The organism is Corallococcus sp. EGB (assembly GCF_019968905.1).
Lineage (GTDB): Bacteria > Myxococcota > Myxococcia > Myxococcales > Myxococcaceae > Corallococcus.
The window spans coordinates 4,712,565-4,729,902 of sequence record NZ_CP079946.1; the positions used below are offsets into that span (position 1 = coordinate 4,712,565).

The 17,338-nt window shown below is 70.7% G+C and carries 1 protein-coding gene (running past one end of the window); it reads left to right on the top strand.

Annotated elements, in window-relative coordinates; all coding sequences use genetic code 11:
- Nucleotides 1-17,338: the 5' portion of a non-ribosomal peptide synthetase gene (locus KYK13_RS19745; protein ID WP_223646441.1), read on the top strand. Its footprint extends 14,177 nt past the window's final position; only the first 17,338 of its 31,515 coding nucleotides appear in the window; its start codon is at nucleotides 1-3; its stop codon lies off the right edge, out of view.

Consider the following 17,338-nt stretch of genomic DNA (forward strand, 5'->3'; position numbering starts at 1 on the left):
TTGTCTCGTCCCCCTGCGCTGACGCCCTCGCATTCCACCCTCATCGAAATCCTGCGGAGCCGGGCCAGAGATCGGTCCGATCAGCCGCTGTACACCTTCCTGGATGATGCGGGGCAGGAAGACGGGACGCTGAGCTACGCGGGGTTGGATGCGCGGGCGCGCCGGATCGCGGTGGCGCTGCGCAAGGTGGCGAAGCCCGGCGAGCGCGTGATGCTGCTGTACCCGCCCGGCCTGGAGTACGTGGCGGGGTTCTTCGGGTGCCTCTACGCGGGGCTCGTCGCGGTGCCGGCGTACCCGCCGGATCCGATGCGGCTGGAGCGCACGCTGCCGCGCCTGCGCGCGATCATCCAGGACGCGAACGCGACGGTGGTGATCACCACGTCCGGCATCCTGTCCATGACGGAGTTCGTCTTCGAGCAGGCGCCGGACCTGCGCTCGCTGCACTGGGTGGCGACGGACGAGATTCCGGCGGGCGGGGAGGCGGACTGGACGCCGCCTGCGGTGGACGCGTCGACGCTGGCGTTCCTCCAGTACACGTCAGGGTCCACGGGCTCGCCCAAGGGCGTGATGCTGAGCCACGGCAACCTGGCGCACAACCTGGCGCTGATCACCCACGCGTTCCAGTTGGATGCGAGCAGCTCAGGCGTCATCTGGCTGCCGCCGTACCACGACATGGGGCTCATCGGCGGCATCCTCACGCCGCTGTACGCGACGTTCCACGCGGCGCTGATGTCGCCGCTGACGATGCTCAAGAACCCGCGCGTGTGGCTGGAGGCCGTCACCCGCTACAAGGCCACGGTCAGCGGTGGACCGAACTTCGCGTTCGATCTGTGCGTGCGGCGCATCCCGGCGGAGGAGCGGCAGTCGCTGGATTTGAGCTCCTGGCGTGTGGCGTTCACCGGCGCGGAGCCCATCCGTCCGGCGACGCTGGAGCGCTTCGAGCAGGCCTTCGGGCCGCACGGCTTCAAGCGGGAGTTCTTCTACCCGTGCTACGGCCTGGCGGAGGCGACGCTGCTGGTGTCGGGCGGACGCGTGGAGGCGCCGCCGGTGCAGTGCGCGCTGGATGCCCCCGCGCTGGAGCAGCGCCGGGCGGTGCTGGTGGACGCGGCGAAGCCGGAGGCACGCGTCCTGGTGGGCTGCGGCGAGGAGCGGCCGGGGCACCCCGTGGTCATCGTGGATCCCCAGACACGCGAGGCGTGCGCGCCCGGCGGCGTGGGTGAGATCTGGGTGCGTGGTCCCAGCGTGGCGCTGGGCTACTGGAACAAGCCGGAGGCGTCCGCGGAGGCGTTCCAGGCGCGCGTGAAGGGCACGGACGAAGGTCCGTTCCTGCGCACGGGCGACCTGGGCTTCATGCGGGACGGTGAGCTGTACGTCACCGGCCGGGCCAAGGACCTGATCATCATCCGGGGCCGCAACCACTACCCGCAGGACATCGAGCAGACGGTGGAGGAGAGCCACCCCGCGCTGCGCGCCGGCAGCGTCGCGGCGGTGTCGCTGGAGGTAGCGGGCGAGGAGCGCCTGGTGGTGGTGCAGGAGATCGACCTGCGCAAGGCGGGCAACCTGCGCAAGCAGGTGGACATGGCGGAGGCGGCGGTGAAGGAGATCCGCCAGCGCGTCGCCGAGCGTCACGAGGTGCAGGTGCACGCCGTGGCGCTGATCGAGCCCGGCAGCATCCCGAAGACCTCCAGCGGGAAGATCCAGCGGCACGCGTGCAAGGCGCAGTTCCTCTCGGACGAGCTGCGCACGGTGCTGGTGTGGCGCGAGCCGGGGTTCGAGGAGTCGGAAGAGACGGAAGCCGCCGCGGAGCCCGTGGCGGCGCCGGTCCGGGAGGACGTGCCGGAGCCCGTGCGGGCCACGCTGGCATGGCTGGTGGAGCGCGTGGCGGAGCAGTTGAAGGTGCCGGCGAAGACGGTGGATGTGCGTGAGCCCATCACGCGCTACGGCCTGGATTCGCTGAGCGCGGTAGAGCTGGCGCACGCGGTGGAGAAGGGGCTGGGGACGGCGCTGCCCATGGAGCTGCTGCTCCAGGGACCGAGCCTGGTGGAGCTGGCGAAGCGCATCGTGGCCTCGAAGCAGGACGCGACGAAGGCGGCGGTGCTCGCGCCTCGGCCGAGGGGCGCCACACAGCGGCTGTCGTTCGCGCAGCAGCGCCTGTGGTTCCTGGACCGGCTGGAGCAGGGCAGCGCGCTCTACAGCATCCCGGGCGCAGTGCGGCTGGACGGCGCGCTGGACGCTGAGGCGCTGCGGCGAAGCCTGGAGGAGATCGTCCGCCGGCACGAGTCGCTGCGCACGACGTTCCGCGAGGACAACGGCGAGGCGGTGCAGTTCATCCATCCGGCGAAGGCCTTCGAGCTGCCGGTGGTGGACCTGACAGGCTTCCCGGAGGTGTCGCGTGAGGCGGAGGCGCGCCGGTGCGTGGACGAAGAGGCCGTGCGCCCGTTCGACCTGGGCACGGGGCCGCTGGTGCGCGCGCACCTGCTGAAGCTGGGCGAGGCGAAGCACGTGCTGCTGGTGACGATGCACCACATCGTCTCCGACGGCTGGTCCATGGGCGTGCTCGTGCGGGAGGTGGCCGCGCTCTACGACGCGTTCCGTGCGGGCCGGGGTTCTCCGCTGCCCGAGCTGCGCGTGCAGTACGCGGACTTCGCGCAGTGGCAGCGGGAGTGGCTGCTGGGCGGGGTGCTGGAGAAGCAGGTCGGCTACTGGAAGCAGCGCCTGGCCGGTGCGCCCGCGCTGCTGGAGTTGCCGACGGACTTCGCGCGTCCGGCGGCGCAGACGTACCGGGGCGCCACGGTGCCGGTGAAGCTGGGCGCGGAGCTGAGCAAGGCGCTGGGAGCGCTGGCGAAGCAGGAAGGCGTCACGCCGTACATGCTGCTGCTGGCGGCGTTCCAGGTGCTGCTGGCTCGCTACAGCGGCCAGGACGATGTGAGCGTGGGTTCGCCCATCACGGGACGCACGCGCGCGGAGACAGAGGGGCTCATCGGCTTCTTCGTCAACACGCTGGTGCTGCGCACGAACCTTTCGGGCAACCCGAGCTTCCGTGCGCTGCTGGCCCAGGTGAAGGAGACGACGCTGGGTGCGTACGCGCACCAGGACGTGCCGTTCGAGAAGCTGGTGGAGGAGCTGCAGCCGCAGCGCAGCCTGAGCCACGCGCCGCTGTTCCAGGTGATGTTCGCGCTTCAGCAGGACGTGCTGCCGCACTTCCGCCTGCCGGGCGTGGAGCTGTCCCCGTATGAGGTCGAGTCGAAGACGGCGAAGTTCGACCTGACGCTCTACCTGACGGAGACGGCGGGCGGGCTGGAAGGGACGCTGGAGTACAACACGGACCTGTTCGCGGCCGAGACGGCGCGGCGGATGATGGAACACCTGCGCGTGCTGCTGGCGTCGCTGGTCGCCAACCCGGGCGGGAAGCTGTCCGAGCTTCCGCTGATGGGGGCGCAGGAGCAGCAGACGCTGCTGAAGGACATCTTGGGGACGGACCTGTCGGGCCCTGTGAGCGGGACGATGCAGGCGCTCTTCGAGGCGCAGGCGGTGCGGACACCGGATGCGCCCGCGGTGCACTTCGATGGAGAGCTGCTGACGTACGCACAGCTGGATGCGCAGGCGAACCAGCTGGCGCACCACCTGCGCGGACTGGGCGTGGGACCGGACACGCTGGTGGGCGTAAGCCTGGAGCGCTCGGCCCGGATGGTGGTGGCGCTCTTGGGCGTGCTGAAGGCCGGTGGCGCTTACGTGCCGTTGGACCCGGCGTATCCGCGTGAGCGTCTGGGCTGGATGCTGGAGGATGCGAGGGCCCCGGTGCTGCTGACGCAGCAGAAGCTGCTCACGGTGCTGCCTGAGCACCCGGCGAAGACCGTTTGCGTGGACACGGACGGATCCGTGATCGCGCGTCAGCCGACCACGCCTGTCGCGACTGGCACGAGCGTGGGGAACCTGGCGTACGTGCTCTACACGTCGGGCTCGACGGGTCGCCCGAAGGGCGTGGCCATCGAGCAGCGCAGCGCGGTGGCGTTCCTGCACTGGGCGAAGGCTGCGTTCACTCCGAAGCAGCTGGCGGGTGTGCTGGCGGCGACGTCGCTGAACTTCGACCTGTCGGTGTTCGAGGTCTTCGCGCCGCTGAGCAGCGGCGGTGCCGTCATCGTCGCGGAGAACGCGCTGGCGCTGCCGACGCTGAAGGACGCGGGCCTCGTGACGCTGGTGAACACGGTGCCCTCCGCGATGGCGGAGTTGGTGCGCAGCCACGGCGTGCCGGCCTCGGTGTGCACGGTGAACCTCGCGGGTGAGCCGCTGCTCAACCGTCTGGCACAGGCGCTGTACGGGCTGAAGAACGTGGAGGGCGTCTACAATCTCTACGGCCCGACAGAAGACACGACGTACTCGACGTACACGCGGGTGGAGAAGAACGGTGCCCGCGAGCCGACGATTGGACGTCCGCTCACGGGTTCACGTGCCTACGTGCTGGACGCGTGGCTGCGACCGGTGCCGCAGGGCGTGCCGGGCGAGCTGTACCTGGCGGGCGCGGGCCTGGCGCGTGGCTACCTTGCGAAGCCGTCGCTCACGGCGGAGCGCTTCGTTCCGAATCCCTTCAGCACGGATCCTGGATCGCGGATGTACCGCACGGGCGACCGCGTGCGGTGGCTGGCGACGGGCGAGCTGGAGTACCTGGGCCGCATCGACTTCCAGGTGAAGGTGCGCGGCTTCCGCATCGAGCTGGGCGAGGTGGAGTCGGTGCTGGCTTCGCAGGCCGGCGTTCGCGAGTCCGTGGTCGTGGTGCGCGAGGACGTGCCGGGCGACAAGCGCCTCGTCGCGTACGTGGCGGGCGCGTCGCTGGATGTGGCCGAGCTGCGCAAGGGGCTGAAGTCGCGGTTGCCGGAGTACATGGTGCCGTCGGCGTTCGTGGTGCTGAACGCGCTGCCGCTCAATCCGAACGGCAAGGTGGACCGCAAGGCGCTGCCCGTGCCGGAGGCCCAGTTGTCTCAGGGCCAGTACGTGGCGCCGCGCACGGCGACGGAGGAGCAGGTGGCCACGCTCTTCGCGCAGTTGCTGCGCGTGGAGCGCGTGGGAGTGGAGGATTCGTTCTTCGAGCTGGGCGGTCACTCGCTGCTGGCGATGCAGCTGGTCTCCCGGCTGCGCGCTGCGTTCGGCGTCGAGGTCCCGCTGCGTTCGCTCTTCGAGCTGAGCACGGTGGCTTCGCTCGCGGCGTTCATCGACGGGAAGAAGCTACAGCCGTCGGAAGGCGCGAGCCTGCCGCCGTTGAAGCGGGTGGCTCGTGAGGGCTCGCTGCCGCTGTCGTTCGCGCAGCAGCGCCTGTGGTTCCTGGACCGGCTGGAGCAGGGCAGCGCGCTCTACAACATCCCGGGCGCGGTGCGTCTGGAAGGTGCGCTCGACGTGGAGGCCCTGCGCCTGACGCTCCAGGAGATCGTCGCGCGGCACGAGTCGCTGCGCACGACGTTCCGTGAGGAGAACGGCGAGGCGGTGCAGATCATCCAGGCCGCGGGCCGGGTGGCCCTGCCCGTGGTGGACCTGTCGACCGTGGCCGAAGCGGCCCGCGAGGCAGAGACCCAGCGCCGCGTCAACGAGGAGGCCCTGCAGCCCTTCGATCTGGGCACGGGTCCGCTGTTCCGTGCGCAGTTGCTGAAGCTCGGTGAGGCGACGCACGTGCTGCTGGTGACGATGCACCACATCGTCTCCGACGGTTGGTCCCTGGGGCTCCTCGTGCGCGAGATGGCCGCGCTCTACGAGGCGCACTCGCAGGGCCGCGCCGTGCCGCTGCCGGAGCTGGCGGTGCAGTACGCGGACTTCGCGCAGTGGCAGCGGGAGTGGCTGTCGGGCGGGGTGCTGGAGAAGCAGGTCGGTTACTGGAAGCAGCAGCTCGCTGGGGCTCCGGCGCTGCTGGAGTTGCAGACGGACTTCGCGCGTCCCGCGGTGCAGACGTACCGGGGCGCCACGGTGCCCTTGAAGCTTGGCGCGGACCTGAGCCGTTCCCTCAACGCGCTGGCGAAGCAGGAAGGCGTCACGCCGTACCAGTTGCTGCTGGCCGCATTCCAGGTGCTGCTGTCTCGCTACTCGGGCCAGGACGACATCTCGGTCGGTTCGCCCATCGCGGGCCGCACGCAGGCGGAGACGGAGGGCCTCATCGGCTTCTTCGTCAACACGCTGGTGCTGCGCACGAAGCTCTCTGGGAACCCGAGCTTCCAGCAGGTGCTCCAGCAGGTGCGCGAGACGACGCTGGGGGCGTACGCGCACCAGGAGGTGCCGTTCGAGAAGCTGGTGGAGGAGCTGCAGCCGCAGCGCAGCCTGAGCCATGCGCCGCTGTTCCAGGTGATGTTCGCGCTGCAGCAGGACGTGCTGCCGCACCTGAAGCTGTCGGGCGTGGAGCTGTCGCCGTACGACGTGGAGTCCAGGACGGCGAAGTTCGATTTGACGCTCTTCTTGACGGAGACGGCGAACGGGCTGGAAGGAACGCTGGAGTACAACACCGACCTGTTCGCGGCGGCGACGGCGCGGCGGATGACGGAGCACCTGCGCGTGCTGCTGGAGTCCGTGGCCGTGCGGCCCATGGCGAAGGTGTTCGACCTTGCGCTGATGAGCGCGCAGGAGAAGCAGGCGCTGCTCAAGGACATCTCGGGGACGGACCTTCCGGCCCCAGTGAGCGGGACGATGCAGGCGCTCTTCGAGGCGCAGGCGGCTCGTACGCCGGACGCGCCGGCCGTCTACTTCGACGGGCAGGTGCTGACGTACGCGCAGCTGGAGGCGCAGGCGAACCAGTTGGCGCATCACCTGCGTGGCATGGGCATCGGGCCGGACACGCTGGTGGGTGTGAGCCTGGAGCGCTCGGCGCGCATGGTGGTGGCGCTCCTGGGCGTGCTGAAGGCGGGTGGCGCTTACGTGCCGTTGGATCCGGCGTACCCGCGTGATCGCCTGGGCTGGATGTTGGAGGACGCGCAGGCGCCCGTGGTGCTGACGCAGCAGAAGCTGCTGGGCACGCTGCCTGCGCACTCGGCTCGCAACGTGTGCCTGGATACGGATTGGGAGACCATCTCCAAGAACCCTGCGTCGCGCATCGATGCGCGCACGAGCTTGGGGAACCTGGCGTACGTGCTCTACACGTCGGGTTCGACGGGTCGTCCGAAGGGCGTGGCCATCGAGCAGCGCAGCGTGGTGGCCTTCCTGCGCTGGGCGACGGCGTTCTTCATGCCGCAGCAGCTGTCGGGCACGCTGGCGTCGACGTCGCTGAACTTCGACATCTCGGTGTTTGAAGTCTTCGCGCCGCTGAGCAGCGGCGGTGCCGTCATCGTCGCGGAGAACGCACTGGCGCTGCCGACGATGAAGGACGCGAGCCGGGTGACGCTGGTGAACACGGTGCCCTCCGCGATGGCGGAGTTGCTGCGCAGCCAGGGCGTGCCGGAGACCGTGCGGACGGTGAACCTCGCGGGCGAGCCGCTGCTCAACCGTCTGGCGCAGGCGGTGTACGGACTGAAGAACGTGGAGGCCGTCTACAACCTCTACGGCCCGACGGAAGACACGACGTACTCGACGTACCTGTGCGTGGAGAAGGGCGCGACGCGGGAGCCGACCGTTGGCCGTCTCCTGACGGGTTCACGGGGGTACGTGCTGGATGCATGGCTGCGTCCGGTGCCACAGGGCGTGCCGGGCGAGCTGTACATCGCGGGTGCGGGCCTCTCGCGAGGCTACCTGGGCAAGCCGTCACTGACGGCGGAGAGGTTCGTCCCCAATCCCTTCAGTGATGAGCCCGGTGCGCGCATGTACCGCACGGGCGACCGCGTGCGGTGGCTGGCGACGGGCGAGCTGGAGTACCTGGGCCGCATCGACTTCCAGGTGAAGGTGCGCGGCTTCCGCATCGAGCTGGGCGAGGTGGAGTCGGTGCTGGCTTCGCAGGCCGGCGTTCGCGAGTCCGTGGTCGTGGTGCGCGAGGACGTGCCGGGCGACAAGCGCCTCGTCGCGTACGTGGCGGGCGCGTCGCTGGATGTGGCCGAGCTGCGCAAGGGGCTGAAGTCGCGGTTGCCGGAGTACATGGTGCCGTCGGCGTTCGTGGTGCTGAACGCGCTGCCGCTCAATCCGAACGGCAAGGTGGACCGCAAGGCGCTGCCCGTGCCGGAGGCCCAGTTGTCTCAGGGCCAGTACGTGGCGCCGCGCACGGCGACGGAGGAGCAGGTGGCCACGCTCTTCGCGCAGTTGCTGCGCATGGAGCGCGTGGGAGTGGAGGATTCGTTCTTCGAGCTGGGCGGTCACTCGCTGCTGGCGATGCAGCTGGTCTCCCGGTTGCGTGCTGCGTTCGGCGTCGAAATCCCGCTGCGTTCGCTCTTCGAGCTGAGCACCGTGGCGGCGCTGGCCGCGTCCGTGGACACGGCCATTTCGGATCAGGGTGTATCCAAGGCTCCGGCGATCACGCCTCGGCCTCGGAGCGCCACGGAGTCGCTGTCGTTCGCGCAGCAGCGCCTGTGGTTCCTGGACCAGTTGGAGCAGGGCAGCGCCTTCTACAACGTGGCGGGCGGAGTGAAGCTGGAGGGCACGCTGCATGTGGAGGCCATGCGCCGGGCCTTGGAAGAGATCGTCCGCCGGCATGAGTCGCTGCGCACGACCTTCCGCGATGAGAACGGTCAGGCGGTGCAGGTCATCCACCCGGCGAAGGCCTTCGAGCTGCCGGTGGTGGACCTCTCCGGTGCACAGGACACGGAAGCGCGGCGGTTGGCGGAGGAAGAGGCCGCGCGCCCGTTCGACCTCGGCGCGGGTCCGCTGTTCCGCGCGAAGCTGCTGAAGCTGGGCGAAGCGAAGCACGTGCTGCTGGTGACGATGCACCACATCGTCTCCGACGGTTGGTCGTTGGGCGTCCTCGTGCGCGAAGTGGCCGCGCTCTACGAGGCCCAGGTCCTCAACCAGCAGTCGCCGCTGCCGGAGCTGACGGTGCAGTACGCGGACTTCGCGCAGTGGCAGCGGGAGTGGCTGCTGGGCGGAGTGCTGGAGAAGCAGGTCGGCTATTGGAAGCAGCAGCTGTCCGGTGCGCCGGCGGTGCTGGAGCTGCCGACGGACTTCGCGCGCCCGCCGGTGCAGACGTACCGGGGCGCCACGGTGCCCGTGAAGCTCGGCGCGGACCTGAGCCGTTCCCTCAACGCGCTGGCGAAGCAGGAAGGCGTCACGCCGTACCAGTTGCTGCTGGCCGCATTCCAGGTGCTGCTGTCTCGCTACTCGGGCCAGGACGACATCTCGGTCGGTTCGCCCATCGCGGGCCGCACGCAGGCGGAGACGGAGGGCCTCATCGGCTTCTTCGTCAACACGCTGGTGCTGCGCACGAAGCTCTCTGGGAACCCGAGCTTCCAGCAGGTGCTCCAGCAGGTGCGCGAGACGACGCTGGGGGCGTACGCGCACCAGGAGGTGCCGTTCGAGAAGCTGGTGGAGGAGCTGCAGCCGCAGCGCAGCCTGAGCCATGCGCCGCTGTTCCAGGTGATGTTCGCGCTGCAGCAGGACGTGCTGCCGCACCTGAAGCTGCCGGGCGTGGAGCTGTCCCCGTACGAGGTCGGATCCAAGACGGCGAAGTTCGACCTCACGCTGTCGCTGACGGAGACGGCGAACGGGTTCGAAGGAGCGCTGGAGTACAACACCGACCTGTTCGCGGCGGCGACGGCGCGGCGGATGACGGAGCACCTGCGGGTGCTGCTGGAGTCCGTGGCCGTGCGGCCCATGGCGAAGGTGTCCCAATTCGCGCTGATGGGCGATCAGGAGCGTCACCAGGTGCTGGTGGCGTGGAACGACACGTGCGGCGAGACCGCGGGCGATGTGACGTTCCCGGCGCTCTTCGAGGCCCAGGTGCGTCGCGTGCCGGACGCGCAGGCGCTGGTGTTCGAGGACGCCTCGCTGACGTACGCGCAATTGGATGAGCGGGCGAACCAGTTGGCGCACCACCTGCGCTCGCTGGGCGTCGGGCCCGAGGTGCGCGTGGCGCTCTGCGTGGAGCGTTCGCTGGACCTGGCGGTGGCGATGCTCGGCATCCAGAAGGCCGGGGGGGCCTTCGTGCCGTTGGATCCGTCCTACCCGCGTGAGCGCCTGTCCTTCATGCTGGAGGACAGCGGCGCCCCCGTGCTGGTGACGCAGGAGTCGCTGAGCCAGCAACTGCCCACGGATGGCCTGCGCGTGGTCCGCATGGACGTGGAGGCGGCGCGGCTCCAGACGCTGCCGGAGACCGCTCCGGCCTCCGGCGCCAACGCCGACACGCTGGCGTACGTCATCTACACGTCCGGCTCCACGGGCCGCCCCAAGGGCACGCTGCTGCCGCACCGCGGCCTCAACAACACCGCCCGGCAGGCCGCCGCGGCGAAGGGCCTGGGCACGGGCCGCCGTGTGTTGCAGTACGCGGCGTCCAGCTTCGACGCCAGCGTGTGGGAGGTGTTCAGCACGCTCGTGTCCGGGGCCACGCTGGTGCTCGCGCCTCGCGACCGGCTGCTTCCGGATGAGCCGCTGCGCACGCTGCTCAAGTCGCAGCGCATCAGCACCGTGACGCTGACGCCGTCCGTGCTCGCGCAGCTGGGGACCGACGGGCTGGAGGGCCTTTTTACCATCGTCTCCGCCGGTGAGGCGCTGAGCGTGGAGATGGCTCGCAAGTGGGGGCAGGGGAGGACGCTGATCAACGCGTACGGCCCCACCGAGACCACGGTCTGCGCGACGCTCACGCATGGCGGGGTCCGCGCGGAGCGCCTGACCATCGGCAAGCCGCTGGCGAACGTGCGCGTGTACGTGCTGGATGCCCTGCACCACCCGGTGCCCGTGGGTGTGCCGGGCGAGCTGTACGTCGCGGGCGAGGGCCTCGCGCGTGGCTACCAGGGCCGGCCGGACATGACGGCGGAGAAGTTCGTCCCGGACCCGTTCAGCCAGGAGCCCGGCGCGCGGCTGTACCGCACCGGCGACCGCGTCCGTTGGCTGGTGGACGGCGAGATTGAATACCTGGGCCGCATCGACCACCAGGTGAAGGTGCGCGGCTTCCGCATCGAGCTGGGCGAGATCGAGGCCGTGCTGCTGCGCCACGCGGACGTGCGTGAGGCGGCGGTCGTGGTGCGCGAGGACGTGCCGGGAGACAAGCGTCTGGTCGGCTACGTCGTGCCGCATCCGGAGCGGTCGGTGGACGCGGCCTCGCTGCGCAAGCACCTGAAGGACGGCGTGCCGGAGTACATGGTGCCGTCGGCCTTCGTCGTGCTGGACGCGCTGCCGATGACGCCCGCTGGCAAGGTGGACCGCAAGGCCTTGCCGGCCCCTACGGGCACGCTCACGCGCCCTGACGCCTACGTGGCCCCTCGTACCCCGACGGAAGCGCGCGTGGCGGCCCTCTTCGCGCGTGTGCTTACCGTGGAGCGCGTGGGCGCGGAGGATTCGTTCTTCGAACTGGGTGGCCACTCGCTGATGGCCACGCAGGTGGTGTCGCGCCTGCGCGGCGAGTTCCAGGTGGAGCTGCCCCTGCGCGCGCTCTTCGAATCCCCGACGGTGGCCGCCCTGGCCGCCCGCGTGGACGAGGCGGCGGGTGCCGAGCGGAAGTTCAAGACGCCGCCCCTGAAGCCCGCCTCTCGCGACGGCGCGTTGCCCCTGTCGTTCGATCAGGAACGCCTCTGGCTCTTCGAGCAGCTCACGCCGGGCACGCCCATCTACAACGTGCCCAGCGCGGCCCGTCTGAGCGGCGACCTGGAGGTCGAGGTGCTCCGCCGCGGCCTGGAGGAGATCGTCCGGCGCCACGAGGCGCTGCGCACCGTCTTCCGTCAGGACGCGTCCGGCGCGCCCACTCAGGTCATCCTGCCGCCGAAGCCGTTCGTGCTGCCGCTGGTGGACCTGTCCTCGCTGCCCGCGGCCCAGGCGGAGGTCGAGGCCCGCAAGCACCTGAACGCGGAGGCCGCGCGTCCGTTCGACCTCGTCCAGGGTCCGCTCCTGCGCGCCCAGTTGCTGCGCTTGAGCGCGCGCGAGCATGTTCTGTGCCTCGTCCAGCACCACATCGTGGTGGATGGCTGGGCCGTGGGCGTGTTCATGCACGAACTCCAGGCGCTCTACACCGCGTTCTCGCGCGGTGAGCCCTCGCCGCTGCCCGCGCTGCCCGTGCAGTACGCGGACTACACCCTCTGGCACCGCCAGTGGCTGAGCGGCGACGTGCTGGAGCAGCAGATCTCCTGGTGGAAGAAGCAGCTCGCCGGAGCGCCCCGCATCGCGCTGCGCACGGACGCACCGCGCCCCTCGGGCGATCGCTTCCACGGTGACAGCCGCCGCTTCCACCTGTCGCCGGAGCTTACGTCCCGCATCGAGGCGCTGGGACGCGGAGAGGGCGCCACGCTGTTCATGGTGCTGCTCGCCGCGTTCGACGCGCTCCTCCATCGCCGCACCGGCCAGGACGACATCGTCGTGGGCACGGACATCGCGAACCGCGCCCGCGAGGAGCTGGAGTCGCTGGTCGGCTTCTTCACCAACCAGCTCGTCCTGCGCACGCAGGTGACGGACGACCTGTCCTTCCGCGCGCTGCTGGAGCGCGTGCGCAAGGGGACGCTCGACGCCTACGAGCACCAGGACCTGCCCTTCGGCACGCTGGTGCAGGCGCTCAAGCCGCCGCGCGAGCCGGGCGGGCAGCTCTTCAACGTGAAGTTCGTGCTGGAGAACGCGCCGCTGCCGCCGCTCCAGCTGCCGGGCCTGGAGCTGAGCCTGCTGGACGCGGAGACGAACGGGACCGCCAAGTGGGACCTGCTCGTCGTCGTATTCCCGTGGCAGGGCGGCCTCACCGTCACGGTGGAGCACAACACGGACGTGCTCGACCGCGCGTCGGTGGAGCGGCTCTTCGCCCACTTCGAGTCGCTGCTGCGCGCCGTCGTGGACGACCCCGAGCGCCGCATCGGCACGCTGCCGCTGCTCACGCAGGACGAGCGGAGCACGCTCGCCGCGTGGAACGACCGCCCGCGGACGTACCCGCACGGCCAGCCCGTGTCGCGCGTCTTCGAGGCGCAGGTCGCTCGCGCCCCCGACGCGGTGGCCGTGAGCTTCGAGGGTGAGGCGCTCACCGCCGCGCGGCTCAACGCCCGCGCCAACCAGCTCGCGCACCACCTGCGTGCCCTGGGCGTCAGGCCCGGCAAGCGCGTGGGCGTGTCACTGGAGCGCTCGCTGGACCTCGTCGTCGCGGTGCTGGGCATCGCCAAGGCGGGCGGCGCGTACGTGCCGCTCGACCCCAGCTTCCCCACCGAGCGCCTCTCGATGCTCATCGAGGACGCGGGCCTGTCCGCGCTCGTCAGCGTCTCCGCCATCGCGGACGAGCTGCCCGCGCAGTGGCTCCAGGTGGTCAGCCTGGATGACGACGCGGCAGCGCTCGCCAGGCGTCCGGACACCAACCTCGACGCGGCGCCGGCGGGTGAGGACGAGCTGTACGTCCTCTACACGTCCGGCTCCACGGGCCGGCCCAAGGGCGTGTCCGTGCCACACCGCGCCGTCGTGCGCCTCGTGTGCGGTCCGGAGTGGGTGAGCCTGTCGTCGAAGGAGGTCTTCCTCCAGCTGGCGCCGCTCGCGTTCGACGCGTCCACCTTCGAGCTGTGGGGCGCGCTGCTCAACGGCGCGAAGCTCGCGGTGTTCCCGCCGCGCGCGCCCACGCTGGACGAGCTGGGCCAGGTCATCGCTCGCGAGGGTGTGAGCACGCTCTGGCTCACCGCGGGCCTGTTCCACCAGATGGTGGACGGCAACCTGGAGGGCCTGCGTCCCGTGCGTCAGCTGCTGGCGGGCGGTGACGTGCTGTCTCCCGCGCACGTGCTGCGCGTGATGGAGCAGTTGCCGGGCTGCCGCGTCATCAACGGCTACGGCCCCACGGAGAACACGACGTTCACCGCGTGCTACCCGGTGGAGGGCTCGGGCGCGCTCGGCATCTCCGTGCCCATTGGCCGTCCCATCAACGGCACGCGCGTGCATGTGCTCAACGCGTCCCTGGAGCCCGTGCCCCTGGGCGCCCCCGGCGAACTCTTCGCGGGCGGCGACGGCCTGGCGCATGGCTACCTGAACCAGCCGGAGCTGACGGCGGAGAAGTTCATCCCGGACCCGTTCAGCCCCGTACCGGGCGCGCGGCTGTACCGCACCGGTGACCAGGTCCGCTTCCGCGCGGACGGCACCCTGGAGTTCCTGGGCCGCATCGACCAGCAGGTGAAGGTGCGCGGCTTCCGCATCGAGCCGGGCGAGATCGAGGCGGCGCTGCGCGGACACCCGTCCGTGCTGGACGTCACGGTGGCCGTGCAGGAGGTCGCGGGCGAGAAGGCCCTGGTGGCCTACGTCGTCACGGAGGAGGGCGCGGAGCCGCTGGGCGTGGACACGATGCGGGCGTTCCTGCACGACAAGCTGCCCGCGTACATGGTGCCCACGGCGCTGGTGCCGCTGGACGCGCTGCCGCTCACGCCCAACGGAAAGGTGGACCGGCGCGCGCTGCCCGTGCCCGGCAGCGAGCGTCCGCAGATGTCCACCGCGTTCGCTGCGCCGCGCACGCCGGAGGAGACCGCGCTGTGCGAGGTCTGGGCGGAGGTGCTGGGCGTGGAGCGCGTCGGTATCGACGACAGCTTCTACGACCTGGGCGGTGACTCCATCCGCAGCATCCAGCTCATCGCGAAGCTGCGCGAGCGCGGGCTGGATCTGCCCATGATGGAGCTGCTGCGCCAGCCCACCATCCGCGCGCTCGGAAACCTGGTGCAGGCGGCCCCGGCGAAGGCCGCGGCGCAGGCCGTCCCGGGCTCGGAGCCGTTCAGCCTGCTGTCCGACGCGGACCGCGCGCGCCTGCCCTCGGACGTGGAGGACGCCTACCCGGTCGCCGTGCTCCAGGCCGGCATGCTCTTCCAGAGCGAGCTGGACCAGGCGTCCGGCATGTACCACGACGCCACCAGCTACCACCTGGAGATGGCGCTGGATGAGGCGAAGCTGCGCCAGCTGCTGGCCGAGCTGGCCCGCCGCCACTCCATCCTGCGCACGTCGTTCGACCTCACCGGTTACGAGCAGCCTTTGCAGCTCGTGCACCGCGAGGCGCAGGTGCCGCTGACCCTCCACGACGTGCGCCACGTGCCTGCCGCGGAGCAGGACGCGCTCCTGCGCAAGCTCGTGGAGGAGGACCGCTGCCGTCCGTTCGACTGGGGCCGCGCGCCGCTCCTGCGCTTCGCGCTCTACCGCCGCACGGAGAGGACGCTCCAGTTCTCGCTCATCTTCCACCACGCCATCCTGGATGGCTGGAGCCTCGCGACGCTGCTGGCGGAGCTGTTCCGCGGCTACGTGAACCTGCTGCGCGGCACCCCGGCCCCGGAGGCGGCGCCGCTGGCCGTCACCTACCGCCAGTTCGTCGCGCTGGAGCACCAGTCGCTCACCTCCGGCGAGGGCGAGCGCTTCTGGAAGTCGCGCCTCGCGGAAGTGGACCGTCCGGCTCCGCGCCCGCCGCTGCCCGAGGGCCAGTCGCCGGTGCTGAGCATGCGGCAGGTGGACGTGCCCGGCGCGCTCCAGGAAGGACTGCAGCGCGTGGCGCAGGCGGCCAACGTGCCGCTGAAGACCGTGCTGCTGGCGGCGCACCTGCGCGTGCGCGCGTTGATGGAGGGCCGTCGCTCGGTGGTGACGGGCGTGGTCGCCAACGGCCGTCCGGAGACCGCCGACAGCGAGCGCATGGTGGGCCTGTTCCTCAACAGCATCCCGTTCCCGGTGACGCTGGAGGACGGAACGTGGTTGGACCTGGTGCGCCAGGTCTCGAAGGCGGACGGCGACATCTGGCCGCACCGCCGCTATCCCATGGGCCGGCTGCAGCAGCAGCTGGGGGGCCAGCGGCTGTTCGAGACAATCTTCAACTTCGTCCACTTCCACGTGGCCGGCGGCCTGTCTCAGCTCGAAGGCGTGCGCCTGCTGGAGGAGACGCCGTCCACCGCGTGGATGGAGCTGCCGCTGAGCACGCTCTTCCTCCAGCGGCCGGACACCGGCGCGCTGATGCTCGTGCTGCGCACCAACGGTACGCAGCGTGACGCGGACCAGACGGAGGCGCTTGCGGGCTACTACTTCCGTGCCCTCGAGGCGATGGCCGCCAACCCGCACGCGCGTCATGAGCACGCGCAGTTGCTGCCGGACGTGGAGTGCCAGAAGCTGCTGGTGGAGTGGAACGCCACGGACGCGGCGCCCGCGGGTGACACCTGCGTGCATGAGCGCTTCGCGGCTCACGCGGCCCACACGCCGGACGCCGTGGCGGTGGTCTGCGACGACGGCCAGCTCACCTACGGCGAGCTGAACCGCCGGGCCAACCAGCTCGCGCACTGGCTGCGCGCGCGCGGCGTGGGCCCGGATGCTCGCGTGGGTCTGCTCACAGAGCGCACCCCAGACGCCATCGTCGGCATGATGGGCATCCTCAAGGCCGGCGGCGCTTACGTGCCGTTGGATCCTTCGCACCCGCCGGAGCGCCTGCGCACGGTGCTGGAGGATGCGGCCGCTTCGCTCGTGGTCACCCAGGCCTCGCTCGCCGCGAACGTGGCGGATGCCTCCAGGGGACACGTGTGCCTGGACTCCGACGCCTCGATGCTCGCGCGCGAGCGTGAGGACAACCCCGCGCGGCTGGGCGACGCGAGCTCGCTGGCCTACGTCATCTTCACGTCCGGCTCCACGGGCCGGCCCAAGGGCGTGGCCATCGAGCACCGCCAGCTCAACCACTACGTGGAGGGCGTGACGCTGCGTCTGGAGCTGCCGCCCGCGGCGAGCTTCGCGTCGGTGTCCACGCTGGCCGCGGACCTGGGCCACACCGCCGTCTTCCCGACGCTGAGCGGCGGCGGCACGCTGCACCTCATCTCCCGCGACCGGGCTTCCGATCCGGCCGCGCTGGGCGACTACTTCCAGCGCCACGCGGTGGACTGCTTGAAGATCGTCCCCTCTCACCTGACGGCGCTGCTCTCGTCGTCGTCTCCCGAGCGCGTCCTGCCGCGCAAGCGGCTGGTGCTGGGCGGTGAGGCCTCCGACCCGGCGCTCGTGGCGCGCGTGCACGCGCTGGTGCCCGGCCTCGAGGTCTTCAACCACTACGGCCCCACCGAGACCACGGTCGGCGTGCTGACGTGGAAGGTGGAGCGGGGCACGCAGCTGGCGGCCACGGCCTCCGTGCCGCTGGGGCGTCCGCTGCCCAACGCGCGCATGTACGTGCTGGACGCGGCCATGCAGCCCGTCCCCGTGGGCGTGCCCGGTGAGCTCTTCATCGGCGGCGCGGGCGTGGCCCGGGGCTACCTGGGCCAGCCGGGCCTCACGATGGAGCGCTTCCTGGCGGATCCGTTCCACCCTGCGCCGGGCGCGCGCGTGTACCGCACGGGCGATCGCGTGCGCTACCTGCCGG